At 74.7% G+C, this 14972-nt stretch carries 11 protein-coding genes; 7 read left to right on the top strand and 4 right to left on the bottom strand.

The features are described 5' to 3' along the window. Positions 1–63: 63 nt before the first annotated feature. The 3 genes from ACZ60W_RS34585 to ACZ60W_RS34575 all read left to right on the top strand — a co-directional run bounded on the left by ACZ60W_RS34585 (position 64) and on the right by ACZ60W_RS34575 (position 5642). Positions 64–3180 (top strand): AfsR/SARP family transcriptional regulator, encoded by a 3117-nt coding sequence (locus tag ACZ60W_RS34585; protein WP_469759374.1) that lies wholly within the window; start codon positions 64–66, stop codon positions 3178–3180. A 136-nt stretch (positions 3181–3316) separates the two neighbouring features. Then, positions 3317–3508 (top strand): hypothetical protein, encoded by a 192-nt coding sequence (locus tag ACZ60W_RS34580; protein WP_469759373.1) that lies wholly within the window; start codon positions 3317–3319, stop codon positions 3506–3508. A gap of 97 nt (positions 3509–3605) precedes the next feature. Next, positions 3606–5642, top strand: a complete 2037-nt coding sequence (locus ACZ60W_RS34575; RefSeq protein ID WP_469759372.1) for a BTAD domain-containing putative transcriptional regulator — start codon at positions 3606–3608, stop codon at positions 5640–5642. Between the two features lie 72 nt (positions 5643–5714). Here the strand turns inward: ACZ60W_RS34575 and ACZ60W_RS34570 are convergent, their stop codons facing one another. Together ACZ60W_RS34570 and ACZ60W_RS34565 are read right to left on the bottom strand one after the other, a co-directional pair. After that, entirely contained in the window at positions 5715–6464 is a 750-nt protein-coding gene (locus ACZ60W_RS34570) for an ABC transporter permease (protein ID WP_469759371.1), read from the bottom strand. A 2-nt stretch (positions 6465–6466) separates the two neighbouring features. Beyond that, entirely contained in the window at positions 6467–7432 is a 966-nt protein-coding gene (locus ACZ60W_RS34565) for an ABC transporter ATP-binding protein (RefSeq protein ID WP_469759370.1), read from the bottom strand. 84 nt (positions 7433–7516) lie between these two features. On the opposite strand from ACZ60W_RS34565, the gene ACZ60W_RS34560 reads away from it, so the two are divergent. Together ACZ60W_RS34560 and ACZ60W_RS34555 are read left to right on the top strand one after the other, a co-directional pair. Further along, entirely contained in the window at positions 7517–8740 is a 1224-nt protein-coding gene (locus ACZ60W_RS34560; RefSeq protein ID WP_469759369.1) for a sensor histidine kinase, read from the top strand. 2 nt (positions 8741–8742) lie between these two features. Beyond that, on the top strand, positions 8743–9393 hold the full coding sequence (locus tag ACZ60W_RS34555; protein WP_469759387.1) for a response regulator: 651 nt from the start codon (positions 8743–8745) through the stop codon (positions 9391–9393). A gap of 132 nt (positions 9394–9525) precedes the next feature. On the opposite strand, the gene ACZ60W_RS34550 is transcribed toward ACZ60W_RS34555, so the two are convergent. Continuing rightward, entirely contained in the window at positions 9526–10569 is a 1044-nt protein-coding gene (locus ACZ60W_RS34550) for an LLM class F420-dependent oxidoreductase (RefSeq protein WP_469759368.1), read from the bottom strand. Positions 10570–10634: 65 nt separating this feature from the next. Then, positions 10635–12323, bottom strand: a complete 1689-nt coding sequence (locus ACZ60W_RS34545; RefSeq protein ID WP_469759367.1) for a class I adenylate-forming enzyme family protein — start codon at positions 12321–12323, stop codon at positions 10635–10637. Positions 12324–12559: 236 nt separating this feature from the next. Between ACZ60W_RS34545 and ACZ60W_RS34540 the strand changes: the two genes are divergently transcribed. Then, positions 12560–13699 carry a CaiB/BaiF CoA transferase family protein gene (locus tag ACZ60W_RS34540; RefSeq protein ID WP_469759366.1) on the top strand — a complete coding sequence of 380 codons (1140 nt, stop codon included), beginning with the start codon at positions 12560–12562 and terminating at the stop codon, positions 13697–13699. Next, entirely contained in the window at positions 13696–14850 is a 1155-nt protein-coding gene (locus ACZ60W_RS34535) for an acyl-CoA dehydrogenase family protein (protein ID WP_469759365.1), read from the top strand. The genes ACZ60W_RS34540 and ACZ60W_RS34535 overlap by 4 nt, the downstream gene beginning before the upstream one ends. Positions 14851–14972 lie beyond the last annotated feature (122 nt).

Raw genomic sequence — 14972 nt, 5'->3', positions numbered from 1 at the left:
GTCACTGTGCGACGGGGGGTCGCGTAGCAGCGAGTGCAGAAGGCGGGATCCATGGGTTGGGCTATGCGTTTCAGCGTGCTCGGAGCCGTGTCCGTGCAGCGGGGCGAGAGGCCGGTCACCATCGGTTCTCCGCAGCAGCAGGCCCTGCTCGTGGCTCTGCTGCTGCGTTCCGGCCGGGTCGCCTCCACGCACGAACTGATCGCGTCCGTCTGGGGCGAGGAGCCTCCGAGTTCGGCGCTGGCGAGCCTGCGTACCTATGTGTGGCGGCTGCGGCAGCTCCTGGAGGAGGACTCCGCCGAGCCGCGGCTGCTGCTCTCGCAACCGGACGGCTACCGCATGGTGGTGCCGCCGCTCTCGGTGGACCTGCACCGTGCCGAGCAGCTTGCCGCAGACGCGGCACGGGCCCGGTCAGAGGGCGACGACGAGGCGTGCGGACGGCTGCTGACCGAGGCGCTCGGCCTCTGGCAGGGAGCGCCGCTGGCCGGAGTGCCCGGACCGTACGCGGAGCAGCAGCGGGCCCGCTTCACCGAGCTGAGGCTCGGGCTGGAGGAGGAGCGCTTCGCGCACGCCCTGCAGGTGGGGCGGCACGGCGAGGTCATTCCCGACCTGACGGTCTTCACGCGGGAACACCCGCTCCAGGAGCGGCCCTACGGTTTCCTCATGCGCGCTCTGTACGCCTCCGGGCGGCAGGCGGACGCGCTGGCGGTCTACGCGCGTGCCCGGCGCGTCCTCGCGGAGGAGCTCGGCGTCGACCCCGGTCCCGAACTGGCCGCGCTGCACGAACGGGTCCTCGCGGGCGACCCCCTCCTCGACGTCTCCGTCCGTGGCACCGTGACGGCCGCACCGGCCCCCGAGCCCCTGCGGGGCCCGGCGGGCCCGGCGGGCTCTCCGGCGTCCCCGGCGCCTTCGCCCGTCGGATCCGGAGCCGAGACCGGTGCCGGTGCCGGTGCCGGAGCCGGAGCCGGAGCCGGAACCGGAGCAGAGGGCGAGGCCACGGCGGAGGCCGACACCGGTCCCGCTCCCGAGCCCGCCGCCCCGGTCCTCGCCAGGCCCGCTCAACTCCCTGCCGACGCGTTCGACTTCACCGGTCGTGACCGGCAGGTCGAGGAGCTGAGCCGGTTCCTCACCGACCCGGAGCGCAGTTCGCTCCCGGTCGCGTCCATCAGCGGCATGGGCGGCCTCGGCAAGACCACCCTGGCCCTGCGGGTCGCCCACCGGATCAAGCACGAGTTCCCCGACGGCCAGCTCTACGTCGATCTGCGCGGCAGCGGTCTCGAACCCGCCGACCCGTCGGCCGTCCTCGGCAGCATGCTCGCCGCGTTGGGCCTGCCGCCGCACGCGCTCCCGGCCTTGACCGACGACCGCGCGCGGCTCCTGCGCACGCTGCTCGACGGCCGGCGCATGCTGTTGCTCCTCGACAACGCCCGGGACCCCGCGCAGGTGGGCCCGCTGCTGCCCGGTTCGGCGGGATGCGCCGTGATCGTCACCAGCCGGACCCGGCTCGTCGGCATCCCCAGCGCGGTGACCGCCGTCGCCCTGGAGGTCTTCGCGACGGACGAGGCGATCGAGCTGCTCACCGCGATCGTCGGTGCCGCACGCGTGAAGGCCGAGCCCGACGCCGCGGTCGAACTGGTGAGCGCGTGCGGGCATCTCCCGCTCGCCGTCCGGATCGTGGCCGCCCGCCTCGCCGCCCGGCCGCGCTGGCAGCTGGAGACCATGACCCGCCGTCTCGCCGACGAGCGCCGCCGCATCGGCGAGCTGCGCGCCGGCGACCTGGCCGTCGCGGCGACCTTCGAACTCGGCTACCGCCAGCTCCCGCAGGAACAGGCGTGCGTCTTCCGGCTCCTCGCCCCGGTGGCCCGTCCCAGCATCGGCCTGGAGGTGGCCGCCGCGGCCCTCGGCCTCGACGCCTACGACGCCGAGGAGATCCTGGAGTCGCTGGTCGACGCGGCCATGCTGGAGGCGCCGCAGCCCGGGCGGTACCGCTACCACGACCTCGTCTGGGCCTTCGCGCTCCAGCTCGGCGTGCCGCCCGGCGACGGCGGCGACGAGGCCGGCATCCCCGTACTGGCACCGCTCCTCGACCACCTGCTGGCCGCCGGGCGCGCCGCCTTCCAGTGCATGGTGCCCGGCAACCCGGACGGCGTCTTCCTCACCTCCGACCCGGCGCCCGCGCCGCCCTTCGCCGGGCTCGCGGAGGCCCGCGCCTGGGTGACCGCCGAGTTCGAATGCCTCACCCACGCGTTGACGCTGGCCGCCCGCAGCCCCGCCGGGGCGGCCCCGCGGATCCTGCGGGTCGCCGCCGACCTGCTCATCGCCCTCACCCCCTTCGGCAAGGACGTCCCGTACGGGCAACTCGGATCCGCCGCGCAGGCCCTGGCCGAGACGGCCGCGCAGCGCGGCGACGACCACGTCGCCGGGCGGGCCCGCTTCGTCTGCGGGAACGCCGCCCTGCAGAGCGCCCGGCTCGGCGAGGCCGAGCAGTTCGCCCGGCTCGCGGCCGAGGCGTGCGAGCGGGTCGGCGACCGGGTGATCCTGCGTCAGACGCTCAACGACCGCGGTCTGATCGCGCAGTTCCAGCACCGCTACGAGGACGCGGTGCACTTCTACGACCAGGCCATCGAGCTGGCGGTCGCGCTCGGGCACCGTTCGGGCGAACTGGTGACGCGGCTCAACGCGGCGCAGGCCCGGCTGCGGGGCGGCCGTGCGGAGGAGGCGCTCGTCGCGTGCGACGAGGCGCTGGCCGCGCTGCGGGAGGTCGAGGACCACCACGGCGCCGCCTACGCGCTGTACGTACAGGGCATGGCGCTGCACGAACTGGGCCGGTACGACGAGGCGGTCGCGAGCCACACCCGGTGCCTGGACCTGTGCGCGACCTGGCAGATCCGCGGACAGGAATCGCAGGCCCGCCACCGGCTGGCCGAGACGCTGAGGGTCACGGGGCGCCGGGAGGAGGCCCTCAAGGAGGCGGGGCGTGCGCTGGTGCTGTGCGAGCAGCGCGGCGCGGCACGCGACCAGGGGCTCGCCCTCCTGGTGCTCGGCCGGACCCTGGCCGACCTCGGCGACACCGGGGCCGCGGTGGTCCGCGCCCGCCAGGCCCACATGCTCTTCACCCGGCTCGGGCTGCCCGACGCCGACCACACGGCCGCTCTCCTCACGGCCCTCGGCGACCTGCTGTGAAGCTGCCCCGGCATCCCCGGCGGCAGGAATATATCCGCAGGTCAGAGCGGATATCCAGGATCTATCCAGCGTAGATCGGCAGACGGCAGAGTCTGACTCGCCAGCACGAACGACGAGCGAACGGAAGACCGAGCACATGCGAGCGACCACCTCCACCCGTCCCACCACCCACGCCCTGCGCACCGCCTGCGTCGCGATCACCGCGGTGCTCGGCCTCTCCCTCCTGGCCGTCGTCGAGCAGCAGGTCACGGCGCCCGTGACGAGCACCATCGCGGCCGAGGGCCCGATCGTCAACGACCCCCACGAGGAGTGGGACAGCCGCGGCTGATCACGCCGGCGCGGTCCGTCGCCCACGACGGGACGGACGGCGAAACGAACGACCATGCCATGGGGGAGTCATGACGGGTGGTAGTCCGGCGACGGCGTTGGCTGAACGAGACGTCGCCACCATGGTCCGCGCCGCGCGGACCCGCAACGGGGTCAGTCAGCGGGACCTCGCCGAGAAGTCCGGGATCGGTCTGCGGACGCTCCGTGAGATCGAACGGGGCCGGGTCAGGGCCCCGAGATCCGGATCGCTGCGCAGAATCGCCGAAGCCCTGCACGAACCCGCCCTGCTGGCGCAGGCCGGAGTCACCACCGGTGCCGACGAGGACGTCCCCGAGGACGCCCCGCTGGTCCTGAAGATCCTCGGCAGGATGTCCGCCACGCGCGGCGACGCCGAACTGCTCACCGGAACGCCGAAGCAGCGGACCCTGCTCGGACTCCTCGCGCTCAAGGCGCACGAGGTGGTCGAACGCGACGAGATCATCGAGGTCCTCTGGGACGGCGAACTGCCCGACACCTTCGGTCAGTTGATCCACACCTACATCTCACGCATCCGGCTGATGCTGGACGCGCACGCTCTTCCCGACGTCGGCCGCACCGCGGTCGTGCGGCACGGCGGCGGCTACGAGCTCCGGATCGAGGGGGACAGCCGGCTCGACGTCCGGGAGTTCGTCCGGCTGACGGACGAGGCCGCGTGGGCCCGCGCCGGCGACGACCCGGTCCACGAGCAGGCCCTGCTCTCCGAGGCGCTGGGGCTCTGGCGCGGCCGGCTGCTGGAAGGCGCCCCGCCGCGGCTGGCCCGGCACGCCGCCGCCGTCGAGCACGGCCGGCTGCGCGTCGCCTCCGCGCTGCGGCTCGCCGATCTCGCCCTCGCCCGCGGACAGCACGAGGAGGTGCTCGCCCAGGTCGGGCCGATCGCCCGGCACGAGACGCTGCACGAGGGCCTGCACGCCCGGCTGCTCGCCGCGCTCGCCGGTTCCGGCCGCCGGGCGGAGGCGCTGGAGATGTTCGCCGCGGTCGCCCGCCGGCTCCGCGCCGAGAGCGGCATCGAGCCCGGCGTCGAACTCCGCGAGGCCCAGATGGCCGTGCTGCGGGAGGACGCCCGGGCAGGGTCCGTGAGCACGGAGCGGCCCGCCGGCCGTGCCGACGCCCCGCGCTCCGTCCAGCTGCCGCAGAGCGTCGGGGACTTCGTGGGCCGCGTGGAGCACTTCCAGGTCCGTCAGTACCTGACCGGGCAGGGGCCGCTGGCCGCGTTCGGCGCGGCGCCGGTCGCCGCCCTCCACGGGCCGGTCGGCGTCGGGAAGTCCGCCCTGACCGTCCAGATCGCCGCCGCCGTCGCCCGCCACTTCCCCGACGGCGTCCTGCACGCCCGGCTGCGCACCGGCGCGGCCGACGAGGTCCGTACGGCGCTGCGCGGCTTCGCCCGGGCCCTGGGCGTACCGGCGTCCGGGCTGCCCACCGGACTGCCCGACCTCGCGGCCCTCTACCAGGAGGCCGTGGCCGGCCGCCGGGTCCTGGTGGTCGTCGACGACGCGCCGGGGGAGCGCGCCGTGCGCCCGCTGCTGCCCTCCGGCCCCGGCGGCGCCGCCCTGCTGGCCGGACGGACCCCGCTGCCCGGCCTGGAGGGCGCCCAGCACTTCCGCGTCGAGCGCTTCACCGCCGACCAGTCCGTCTCCCTGCTCGCCCGGATCGCCGGCGAGCGGCGGGTGCTGGCCGAACGGACGGCGGCCGAGACCCTGGCCGAGCTGTGCGACGGGATCCCGCTGGCCGTGCGGATCGCGGGCATGCGGCTCGCCGCCCGCCCGCACTGGACCCTGGCCCGGCTGGCGGACCGGCTGGCCGACGAGGACCGGCGGCTGTCGGAGCTGGTCGCCGGCGACCTGTCCGTACGGGAACGGCTGACGTCCGCGTACGAGGGCCTGGATCCCGTGCTCCGTGACGCCGTGCGCGCCCTCGCCCGCTCCGAGGACCGGGCGTTCACCCCGGACGGCGCGGCCGCCGTGCTGCGGTGCGGCGGGCACCAGGCGGAGGACCTCCTGGAACGGCTGGTCGACCACCAGCTGTTCGAACCCCCGGTCGGCGCCGGCGAGGAGTACGCCTTCTCGCCCCTGGTGCGCCTCCACGCCCGGGAACAGTGAACGGCGTGAGGGGACGGTCGTCGATGCCCACCGTCCCTGTCCCCTCACGCGCCCCTCACGGCGGCGGGACGCTCACGCGTCGCGTGTGCGGAGCGTCAGCCAGCCGCCGACCGCCGCCGCCGCCGCCCACACCGCCATGACCAGCACCCCGGTCATGGGGCCGTAGGGCGCGGCGGCGGCGGGGTCGAGCCGCAGTCCGTACTGGCCCGCCCGGTCCGGCAGGTACCAGGCCAGCTCCTGCAGGCCGGGGATCTCCGCCAGTACGGGGGAGACCAGGAACAGCACGGGGACCAGGACGCCCATGGAGAGCATCAGACTGCGCAGCATCGCCGTGAACCCCATGCACATGACCGCGAGCAGCGGGAAGTACAGGGCGCCCACCACGATCGCCCGCACCGTGCCGGCGTCGCCCAGCGCCGCGCCGTGCTCGCCGAGCAGACGCTGCGAGAGGAGGAACGTGGCCGGCGAGGCGACCGCGCCGGCCACCAGGGCCAGCGCCGCCCCGACGGTGAGCTTGGCCGCGTACATCAGACCGCGCCGGGGCACCGCCGCCAGCGACACCCGGATGGCGCCGTGCTGGTACTCGTTGCCGACCACCAGGACGGCGAAGGCGATCACCACGACGTGGGCGAACAGGATGCCGTAGTAACCGAGCTGCACCGGGTCGAAGCCGGGGCCGTCCGCCTCCTCCGGGCCGGTCGACCCCGTCACGCCGGCACCGATGCCGACGAGCAGGGCCGCGGCCAGCGGCAGCGACCACAGGACCGGACGCACCGAGCGGATCTTCGTCCACTCCGAGCGGAGCACCGCGTCGACAGACATCGTCAGACCACCTCTCCGAGGGGTCGCCCCCCGTACTCCACCGAATCGGCGGTCATGCGCATGAATGCCTCCTCCAACGAGTCCTCCACCTGGACCAGCTCCAGGACGGCGGCCCCCTCGTGAGCCGCGCAGCGGCCGACGTCGGCGGCCTCCGCCGCGTACACCTCCAGCGCGTCGCCGTCGCCGGGCACCACCCGCAGCCCCTTGCGTTCCAGGGCCTCACGCAGCCGCTCCGGCTCGTCGGCCCGCACCCGCACCCGGGAGCGGCCGTGCTCCGCGGCGAACTCGGCCATGGACACGTCCGCCAGCAGCCGGCCCCGGCCGATCACGACCAGCCGGTCCGCGAGGAGCGCCGTCTCCGTCATCAGGTGACTGGAGATCAGCACCGCCCGGCCCCGGTCCGCCAGTCCCCGCAGGAACTGCCGCAGCCAGCGGATGCCCTCGGGGTCCAGGCCGTTGACCGGCTCGTCGAGGATCAGCACCGCGGGGTCGCCGAGCAGCGCCGCGGCGATGCCCAGGCGCTGGCGCATCCCCAGCGAGAAGCCGCCGATGCGGCGACGGGCCGCGGAGTCCATGCCGACCTGCTCCAGCACCTCGTCGACCCGCCCCGGCGGTATGCGTCCGGCGTGGGCGACGCAGAGCAGATGGTCGCGCGCGGTCCTGCCCGGATGCGCCGCCTGTGCGTCCAGCAGCGCGCCGACGTGGCGCAGCGGCTCGACCAGCCGGGCGTACGGCCGTCCCGCGACCAGGACCTCGCCCGCCGTGGGCCGGTCCAGTCCGAGGATCATCCGCAGGGTCGTGGACTTCCCCGCGCCGTTCGGGCCGAGGAAGCCGGTGACGGAACCGGCCCGCACCTGGAAGGTGAGGCCCTTCACCACCGTCCGGTCGCCGTACGCCTTCACCAGGCCGCGTACTTCGACGGCCGGTGCGTCGCCCGCACCGTGCGCCGTTGCGTTGTCCCTGTTCATGTCCTCAAGCCAACCGTGCGGCGGCGCCGGACGGATCCCCCGGCGGCGGGAGTCACCTCCCCCCGGGGAGGGAGTTGATCCACCATGAGACGTCTGCCGTCGACGCTCTACGACGCCCTGCGCCAGGGCCGTACCTACGCCCGAGGGCTCCACCTGCTGCTCGGAGCGGCCGTCGGGCCCGTCTGCGTCCTGGTGTGGCCCGGCATCACGGAGAGCCTGGCGCGCACCCTCGCGGCCTGCGCCCTCGTGCCGGTGGTCCCCCTGCTACTCCTCGGCCTGGTGCCCGGGGCGCGGCGGGCGGAGGGGATCCAGGCACGACTGCTGCTCGTTCCGGACGACGAGAACGACATCGGTCGCGCCCCGGCCCGGAGCCTCTCCGACCGCCGGCGCACCAGCGTCTGGCTGGTGCTGCGCTGCTGGTGGGGACTGCTCGTCGCCAGCGTCGTGGCCCAGCTGCTGTCCGTCACCGGAACGCTGGCGTCCGCGCCCGCCGTCGAGGGCTCGCGCACGATCCTCGGCGTCACCGTCCCCGGCGGACACCGCCACATCTGGTACCTGGGCCTCGTGCCGCCGCTGCTCGTCGCCGCGTTCGGACTGGTCGTGTGGGCCGGGAACGTGCAACTCGCCCTCGCCCGCAGGCTGCTGGGGCCCTCGACGGCCGAACGGCTGGCGGTCGCGGAGCGCCGGGCGGACGAGCTCCTGGCCCGCAACCGGCTCGCCGGCGAGCTCCACGACTCCATCGGCCACGCCCTCACCGTCACGGTGCTCCAGGCGAGCGCGGCCCGCGAACTCATCGACGCCGACCGCGACTTCGTCGTCCGGGCGCTGACGGCGATCGAGGACACCGGCCGCCGGGCCATGGACGACCTGGAGCGCACCCTCGGCTATCTGAAGGACGAGGAGCAGGGCGTCCGCACCGTGCGGCCCACGCTCGCGGACATCGGACAGCTCCTGGAGGCCAGCCGCGCGGCGGGCGTCACGGTGCGCTCGCGCACGGCCGCCGACGTGGACGCCGTGCCGGGCGTCGTCTCCCGTGAGGCGTACCGCATCCTCCAGGAGGCGCTCACCAACGCCATGAAGCACGCGCCCGGTTCACCCGTGGACGTCGAGCTCGCCGTCACCGGCGAACAGGTGAGGCTCACCGTCGCCAACCGGCTGGTCGAGCAGGTGCCACAGGCCCCCGGCACCGGCAAGGGGCTGCGCAGTCTGCGGGAGCGCGCCGCGCTGCTCGGCGGCCGGGCCAGCGCCGGAGCCGCCTCGGGGCGCTGGACCGTCAGCGCCCGTCTCCCCCTACGCTTGGAATCGTGATCATGGAAATCTCCGTCCTCCTCGTCGACGACGAGGAGCTCGTCCGGGCCGGCATGTCCGCCATCCTGGGCAACGCCCCCGGCATCACCGTGGTCGGCGAGGCGTCCGACGGATGCGAGGTCGTGCCGCTCGTCCGCAGGCTGCGCCCGGACGTCGTCGTCATGGACGTGCGGATGCCCACCGTCGACGGCATCACCGCGACCCGCGACCTCATGGCCGCCGTCCCCGACCCGCCGAGGGTCCTCGTGATCACCACGTTCGAACGCGACGACTACGTCTACGAGGCGCTCAGGGAAGGGGCGTCGGGGTTCCTGCTCAAGCGGTCCCGCCCCGCCGAGATCGTCCAGGCCGTCCGTACGGTGGCGACCGGGGACTCGGTGCTCTTCCCCGCCGCGATCCGCTCGCTGGTGCAGGGGCGTCAGGCCCGGCAGCCCGGGGACGCGCTGGCCCGCGCCCAGCTCACCGAGCGGGAGGCGGAGGTGCTGCGGCTGATGGCGCAGGGGATGTCCAACGCGGAGATCGCCGAGCGGTTGTTCCTGGGGGTGCAGACGGTCAAGACCCATGTCAGCGGCACCCTGGCGAAGCTGGGGGCGCGCGACCGGACGCAGGCGGTGGTCCTCGCGTACGAGTCGGGGTTCGTCGCCGTGGGCTGACGGAGGTGACCGAGCCGGCTGGGCCGACCGGGCCGACAGGGGGCCGAGGGGGCCGAGGGGGCCGAGAGGCTGAGAGGGCTGACGGATCCGGGTCCGACAGGGCTTCGGTGCTCCGAGGACGGTGGCGCCCCGTCAGCCGGTGATGTCCTTCAGGCGGGAGACCACCGTCGCCTCGGACTCGCCCTCCTGCGGCACGGGCACGACCTGGAGGTGGGTGACCCCGGCCTCGCGGTAGGCGTCCAGTCGGTCCCGTACGTAACTCTCCGTACCGCAGATCGTGGTGGCCTCCAGCAGCGCGGCGGGCACGGCGGCCGCGGCCCCGGCCCTGTCCCCGGCCCGGAACAGCCGCTGGATCGTCTCCGCCTCACGCGCGTAGCCGTACCGGCTGACCAGGTCGTAGTAGTAGTTGTGGCCGGGCGCGCCCATGCCCCCGACGAACAGCGCGAGCTGTCCGCGGGCCAGCTCCCGGGCCCGCTCGGCGTCCGGGCCGATCGCGAGCAGACCGCCCGCGGAGATCTGGAGCGGTCCCAGCTCGGGCCCGCGGGCCGCGGCGCCCTCCTTGAGGGCCGGGCCCCACACCCGGTCGCACCACTCGGGGACGAAGAAGAGCGGCAGCCAGCCGTCGGCGGTCTCCGCGACCATCCGGACGTTCTTCGGGCCCAGCGCCGCCACCCACACCGGGACGGTCGGGCGGACCGGGGCCGTCAGCAGCCGCATCGGCTTGCCGAGGCCGGTGCCCTGCCCCTCGGGCAGCGGCAGCGTGACCGTGCGCCCCTCGTGACGCACCGGCTCGTCCCGTCGCCAGAAGGCGCGCATGACCTCGATGGTCTCGCGGGTCCGGGCCACCGGGGCGGCGTACGGCACCCCGTGCAGTCCCTCGACGACCTGCGGGCCCGAAGAGCCGAGGCCGAGGTGGCAGCGTCCGCCGGACAGGGCGTCGACCCCGGCCGCGGTCATCGCCAGCAGGGCGGGCGTCCGGCTGAAGACGGAGAGGATGCCGGAACCGATCTCGATCCGCTCCGTACGGGCGGCGAGGAAACCCATGAAGCTGGGCGCGTCGTAGCCGTACGCCTCCGGCACCCAGACCAGGTCCAGGCCGGCCCGCTCCAGTTCGGCGACCTGACCGGCCGCGGCGACGATGTCGGTGTCGTACTTCAGCTGCATGGAGATCTTCATGGCGTGGGCTCCGGGGTGCGTCGGCGGGATGACGGGAGGTCGGGGGAGGTGGTCCGCGGGGCGGTTCAGGCGCGGGGCGCGTCGAGGCGGGGGAGGGCGCCCTCGGCGATCAGCTCCTGGACCCGGAACTTCTGGATCTTGCCGGAGGCGGTCAGCGGCAGCCCGTCCGCGAGGTACCACCGGACCGGGATCTTGTGCGGCGAGAGCTGCTCGCGGCAGTGGGCGACGCACTCCTCGACGTCCGGGCCCTCCGGGCGGTCGGCCGTGGGGAGCAGCACCGCGGCGACGATCTCGCCCCACCGGTCGTCCGGCACCCCCACCACCAGGGCGTCGCGGACGCCCGGCAGCGTGCTGAGGAAGGACTCGACGGGGCCGGGCGCGATGTTCTCGCCGCCCCGGATGATCAGGTCGCTCAGCCGGCCCTCGATCCGGACCGCGCCGGTCGCGTCCATCGACCCGATGTCGCCGGTGTGCAGCCAGCCGTCCGCGTCCACCTTCCGGGCGGTGGCCTCCGCGTCGCCGTAGTACGCGAGGAGCTGCTGATAGCCGCGGGCGCAGATCTCGCCGGGGACGCCGAGCGGCTGCACCCGGCCGGTGTCCGGGTCCACGATCTTGCACGCGACATGCGGCAGGGGGCGGCCGACGGTGCTGGTCTTGTCCTCTGCGGTGTCGTCCGGCCGGGTCAGCGTGACCACGGACGCCAGCTCGGTCTGCCCGTACAGGTTGAACACCGTGGTCGAGAACAGCTCCTCGGTCTCGGTGATGAGCTGCGGCCGGACCGGCGCCGCGCCCGTGAGGACGGAGGAGAGCCGGGCCGGCGCGCCGTCGGCGGCGCGGGCCACGTCGTTCAGGGCGGTCAGCACCGTCGGAACGCTGGTGAGCACCGCGCCGGGGGAGCGGCGCAGCACCTCGAAGAGGACCTTGGGGTCGAAGCGCTCCAGGAGCGTGAAGACGCCGCCGCTCCACAGCGGCCCCAGGCAGGAGATGACACAGCCCGCGGTGTGGAACATCGGCAGCGGGGAGACCACGGTCGCGCCGTCGTGGACGCCGAGACCCTCGAAGGTCAGCCGGGCCACGTTGACCACGGACCGGTGCGAGAGCAGCACCGCCTTCGGGAGGCCGGTGGTGCCCGAGGTGAACTGGATCTGCGCCGGGACGGCGGCGACGTCCTCCTGCGAGGGAAGCGGCGCGGTACCCCGCAGCGACTCCCACGCGGCGAGCGGCACGACGTGCCGCAGACCGGGCATGTCCGGGGCCACCGTGCCCACCGTCCCGGCCATGTCGTAGCCCCGGACGGCGTCGGCGTGGATCAGCATCTCGGCCTCGGAGGTGCGCAGGGCGTGGGCGAGCTCGCCGGCCCGCAGCGCCGGGTTGAGCGCCACCAGGGTCACCCCGGCCAGCGCCGCCGCGTACGCCACGATCGGCCACTCCGGGACGTTCGGCGCCCACAGGGCGACCCGCGCGCCGAGTCCGACGCGCTCCCGCAGCCCGCCCGCCACGCTCTCGGCCTCGGCGAGCAGCTCGGCGTACGTCCAGGTGCGCGGCGCGGCGCCGTCGTCGGGGACCGACTCCAGGGCCGGGGCGTCCGGGCGGTCGGCGGCGACCTCGCGCAGCAGGGAGCCGACGGTGTGCTCCGAGAGCGGCGCCGCGGTGTCCGCGGGGCGGAGCGACTCGGCGAGCGGGGCGGCGAGGTGCGGAACCCCGTCGAGCGGCAGGTCGGTGCGCGGGGCGGCCGGTGCGGTGCTGAGCTGCATGGTGACTCTCCTCGGCGTGGGCTGCCGGTCCGTCCGGCGCTGGTCCCATCCCACCCCGCGGGCCCCCGGTGCCGGATCCCCCGGCGGCTGGAAGGGGTTCCCTCCGGCGAGGGAACCGCACGGGGGAGGCAGGAGCCGTGCAGATTCCGTCCAGGGCCCGCCGTCCGGTGGCCGGTAACGTGCGCCCGCTTGTGCCCGCCCTCGACCGGAGGCCGCGGGAGTGAAAGGAGTCGCAGGTGGACGTGACGGCGGGCTGGCCGGCCCTGGACGGCATACGGGTTCTCGATCTCTCACGGCTGCTGCCCGGGGGATTCGCCACGGTGCTGATGGCCGACCTCGGCGCCGACGTGGTCAAGGTGGAGAGCCCGGACGGCGGCGACTACGGCCGGCTGGTCGATCCGGAGACGTTCGCCGCGCTCAACCGCAACAAGCGCTCCCTCGTCCTGGACCTGCGCGAGCCGTCCGAACGGGAGACCCTGCTGCGGCTGGTGGAGCGCAGCGACGCCGTCGTGGAGAGCCACCGTCCCGGCGTCCTCGACGCCATGGGCCTGGGCTACGAGCGGCTGCGCGAGGCCAACCCGCGGGTGGTGCTCTGCTCCATCACCGGCTTCGGACAGGACGGTCCCTACGCCGCCCGGCCCGGCCACGACCTCAACTTCCTCGCCCTGTCCGGCTTCTTCGCCGTGCCCCACCGCCCCGGCGAGCGCGTCGACCGGGTGGGCCTCAGGATCGCCGACCTCGCCGGAGCGATGTACGCGGCCCTCTCCACCGCGGTCGCGGTCGCCTCCGCCCGCGCCACCGGCCGTGGCCAGCACCTCGACGTGTCCCTGCACGAGGCGGCCGCCGCCTGGGCCGGTCCGCTCGCGCTGCCCCTGCGCACGCTGTCCGACCCGGCCGAGAGCCCTCTGGTCACCGGCGACAACGACGTGTTCACCGCCGCGGACGGAGGCCGGATCGCCCTCGCGACCTTCGAGGACAAGTTCTGGCTGACCTTCCGCAAGGCCTTCGCCGGCGAGTTCCCCGACCTCGACGACGACGCGTACGACCGCCGCACGGCGCGCACCCGCGCCCGTGGACGGATCCGGGAGCTCCTCACCGGCGTCTTCGCCCGCCGCGACCTGGCCTGGTGGTGCGCCGCGCTCGCCCCCCTGGACCTGCCCTGGGCTCCGGTGTACGAGACCGCCGACGCGTTCCTCGCCGACGCGCACGTCGCCGCCCGCGACCTCGTCGGGACCCTGCCGGGATCGGCGACCGAGGAGCCGCGCCGACAGGTCCGCTTCCCCGTCCTGTTCGGCGCGGGACTGGACTCGCTGCGCGGCGCCGCCCCCGGGCACGGCGAGCACACCGCCGAGATCCTCGCGGAGCTGGTCCGATGAGCGGGCACGGCACGTTCGCGGAGAGCGCCGAGCACCGGGCGCTGCGGGAGGCCGTCGCCGCGTTCGCGCGCGGCCGGGGCGACGGCGGTCCCGACCCGCGCACGCCGGACGAGCTCTGGACGGAGGCGGGACGGCTCGGCTACCTCGGGGTCAACCTCCCTGAGGAGTACGGCGGAGGGGGCTGCGGCATCACCGAACTCTCCCTCGTCATGGAGGAGTTCGGTGCCGCCGGCAACCCGCTGCTCATGCTGGTGGTGTCGCCCGCCATCTGCGGCACGGTCATCAGCCGCTTCGGCACTCCGGAACAGAAGCGCCGCCTGCTGCCCGGGCTGGCCGACGGCTCCTCCCGGATGGCCTTCGGCATCACGGAGCCGGACGCCGGATCCAACTCCCACCGGCTGACCACCACCGCCCGCCGCGACGGCACGGACTGGCTGCTCACCGGCCGCAAGGTCTTCGTCTCCGGGGTCGACGAGGCCGACGCCACCCTGGTCGTGGGCCGGACCGAGGACGCCCGGACCGGCCGCCTCAAGCCCTGCCTGTTCGTCGTGCCGCGCGAGGCCCACGGCTTCGTGCACCACGAGATACCGATGGAACTCGGCGCCCCGGAGAAGCAGTTCGAACTCGTCCTGGACGACGTGCGGCTGCCCGCCGACGCGCTGGTCGGCGAGGAGGACGCGGGGCTGCAGCAGCTCTTCGCCGGACTGAACCCCGAACGCATCATGATCGCCGCCTTCGCCGCCGGCCTCGGCCGGTACGCCCTCGACAAGGCCGTGGACTACGCCCGCACCCGGCAGGTGTGGTCCGCCCCGATCGGCGCCCACCAGGCCGTCGCCCACCCGCTCGCCCGGCTCCACATCGAGCTCGAACTCGCCCGGCTGATGACCCGCAGGGCCGCCGAACTCTACGACGCGGGGGACGACATGGCCGCCGGCGAGGCCGCCAACATGGCCAAGTACGCCGCCGCCGAGGCGTGCGCCCACTCCGTCGACCAGGCGATCCACACCCTGGGCGGCAACGGCCTGACGACCGAGTACGGGCTCGCCTCGCTGCTGACGCTCTCCCGGGTGGCGCGGATCGCCCCGGTGAGCCGGGAGATGATCCTCAACTTCGTCTCGCACTACACCCTGGGGCTGCCGAAGTCGTACTGATCCAGGGGCGCAGGACGACCGTGGGGGGGGGGGGGGGGGGGGGGGGGGGGGGGGGGGGGGGGGGGGGGGGGGGGGAAGGAGCGGCACCCCCCCCCCCCACAGCCCTTGTCGTTTGGAGGGTG

The organism is Streptomyces sp. NPDC104202 (assembly GCF_055584185.1).
This window is presented reverse-complemented; position numbering and strand designations above follow the sequence as displayed.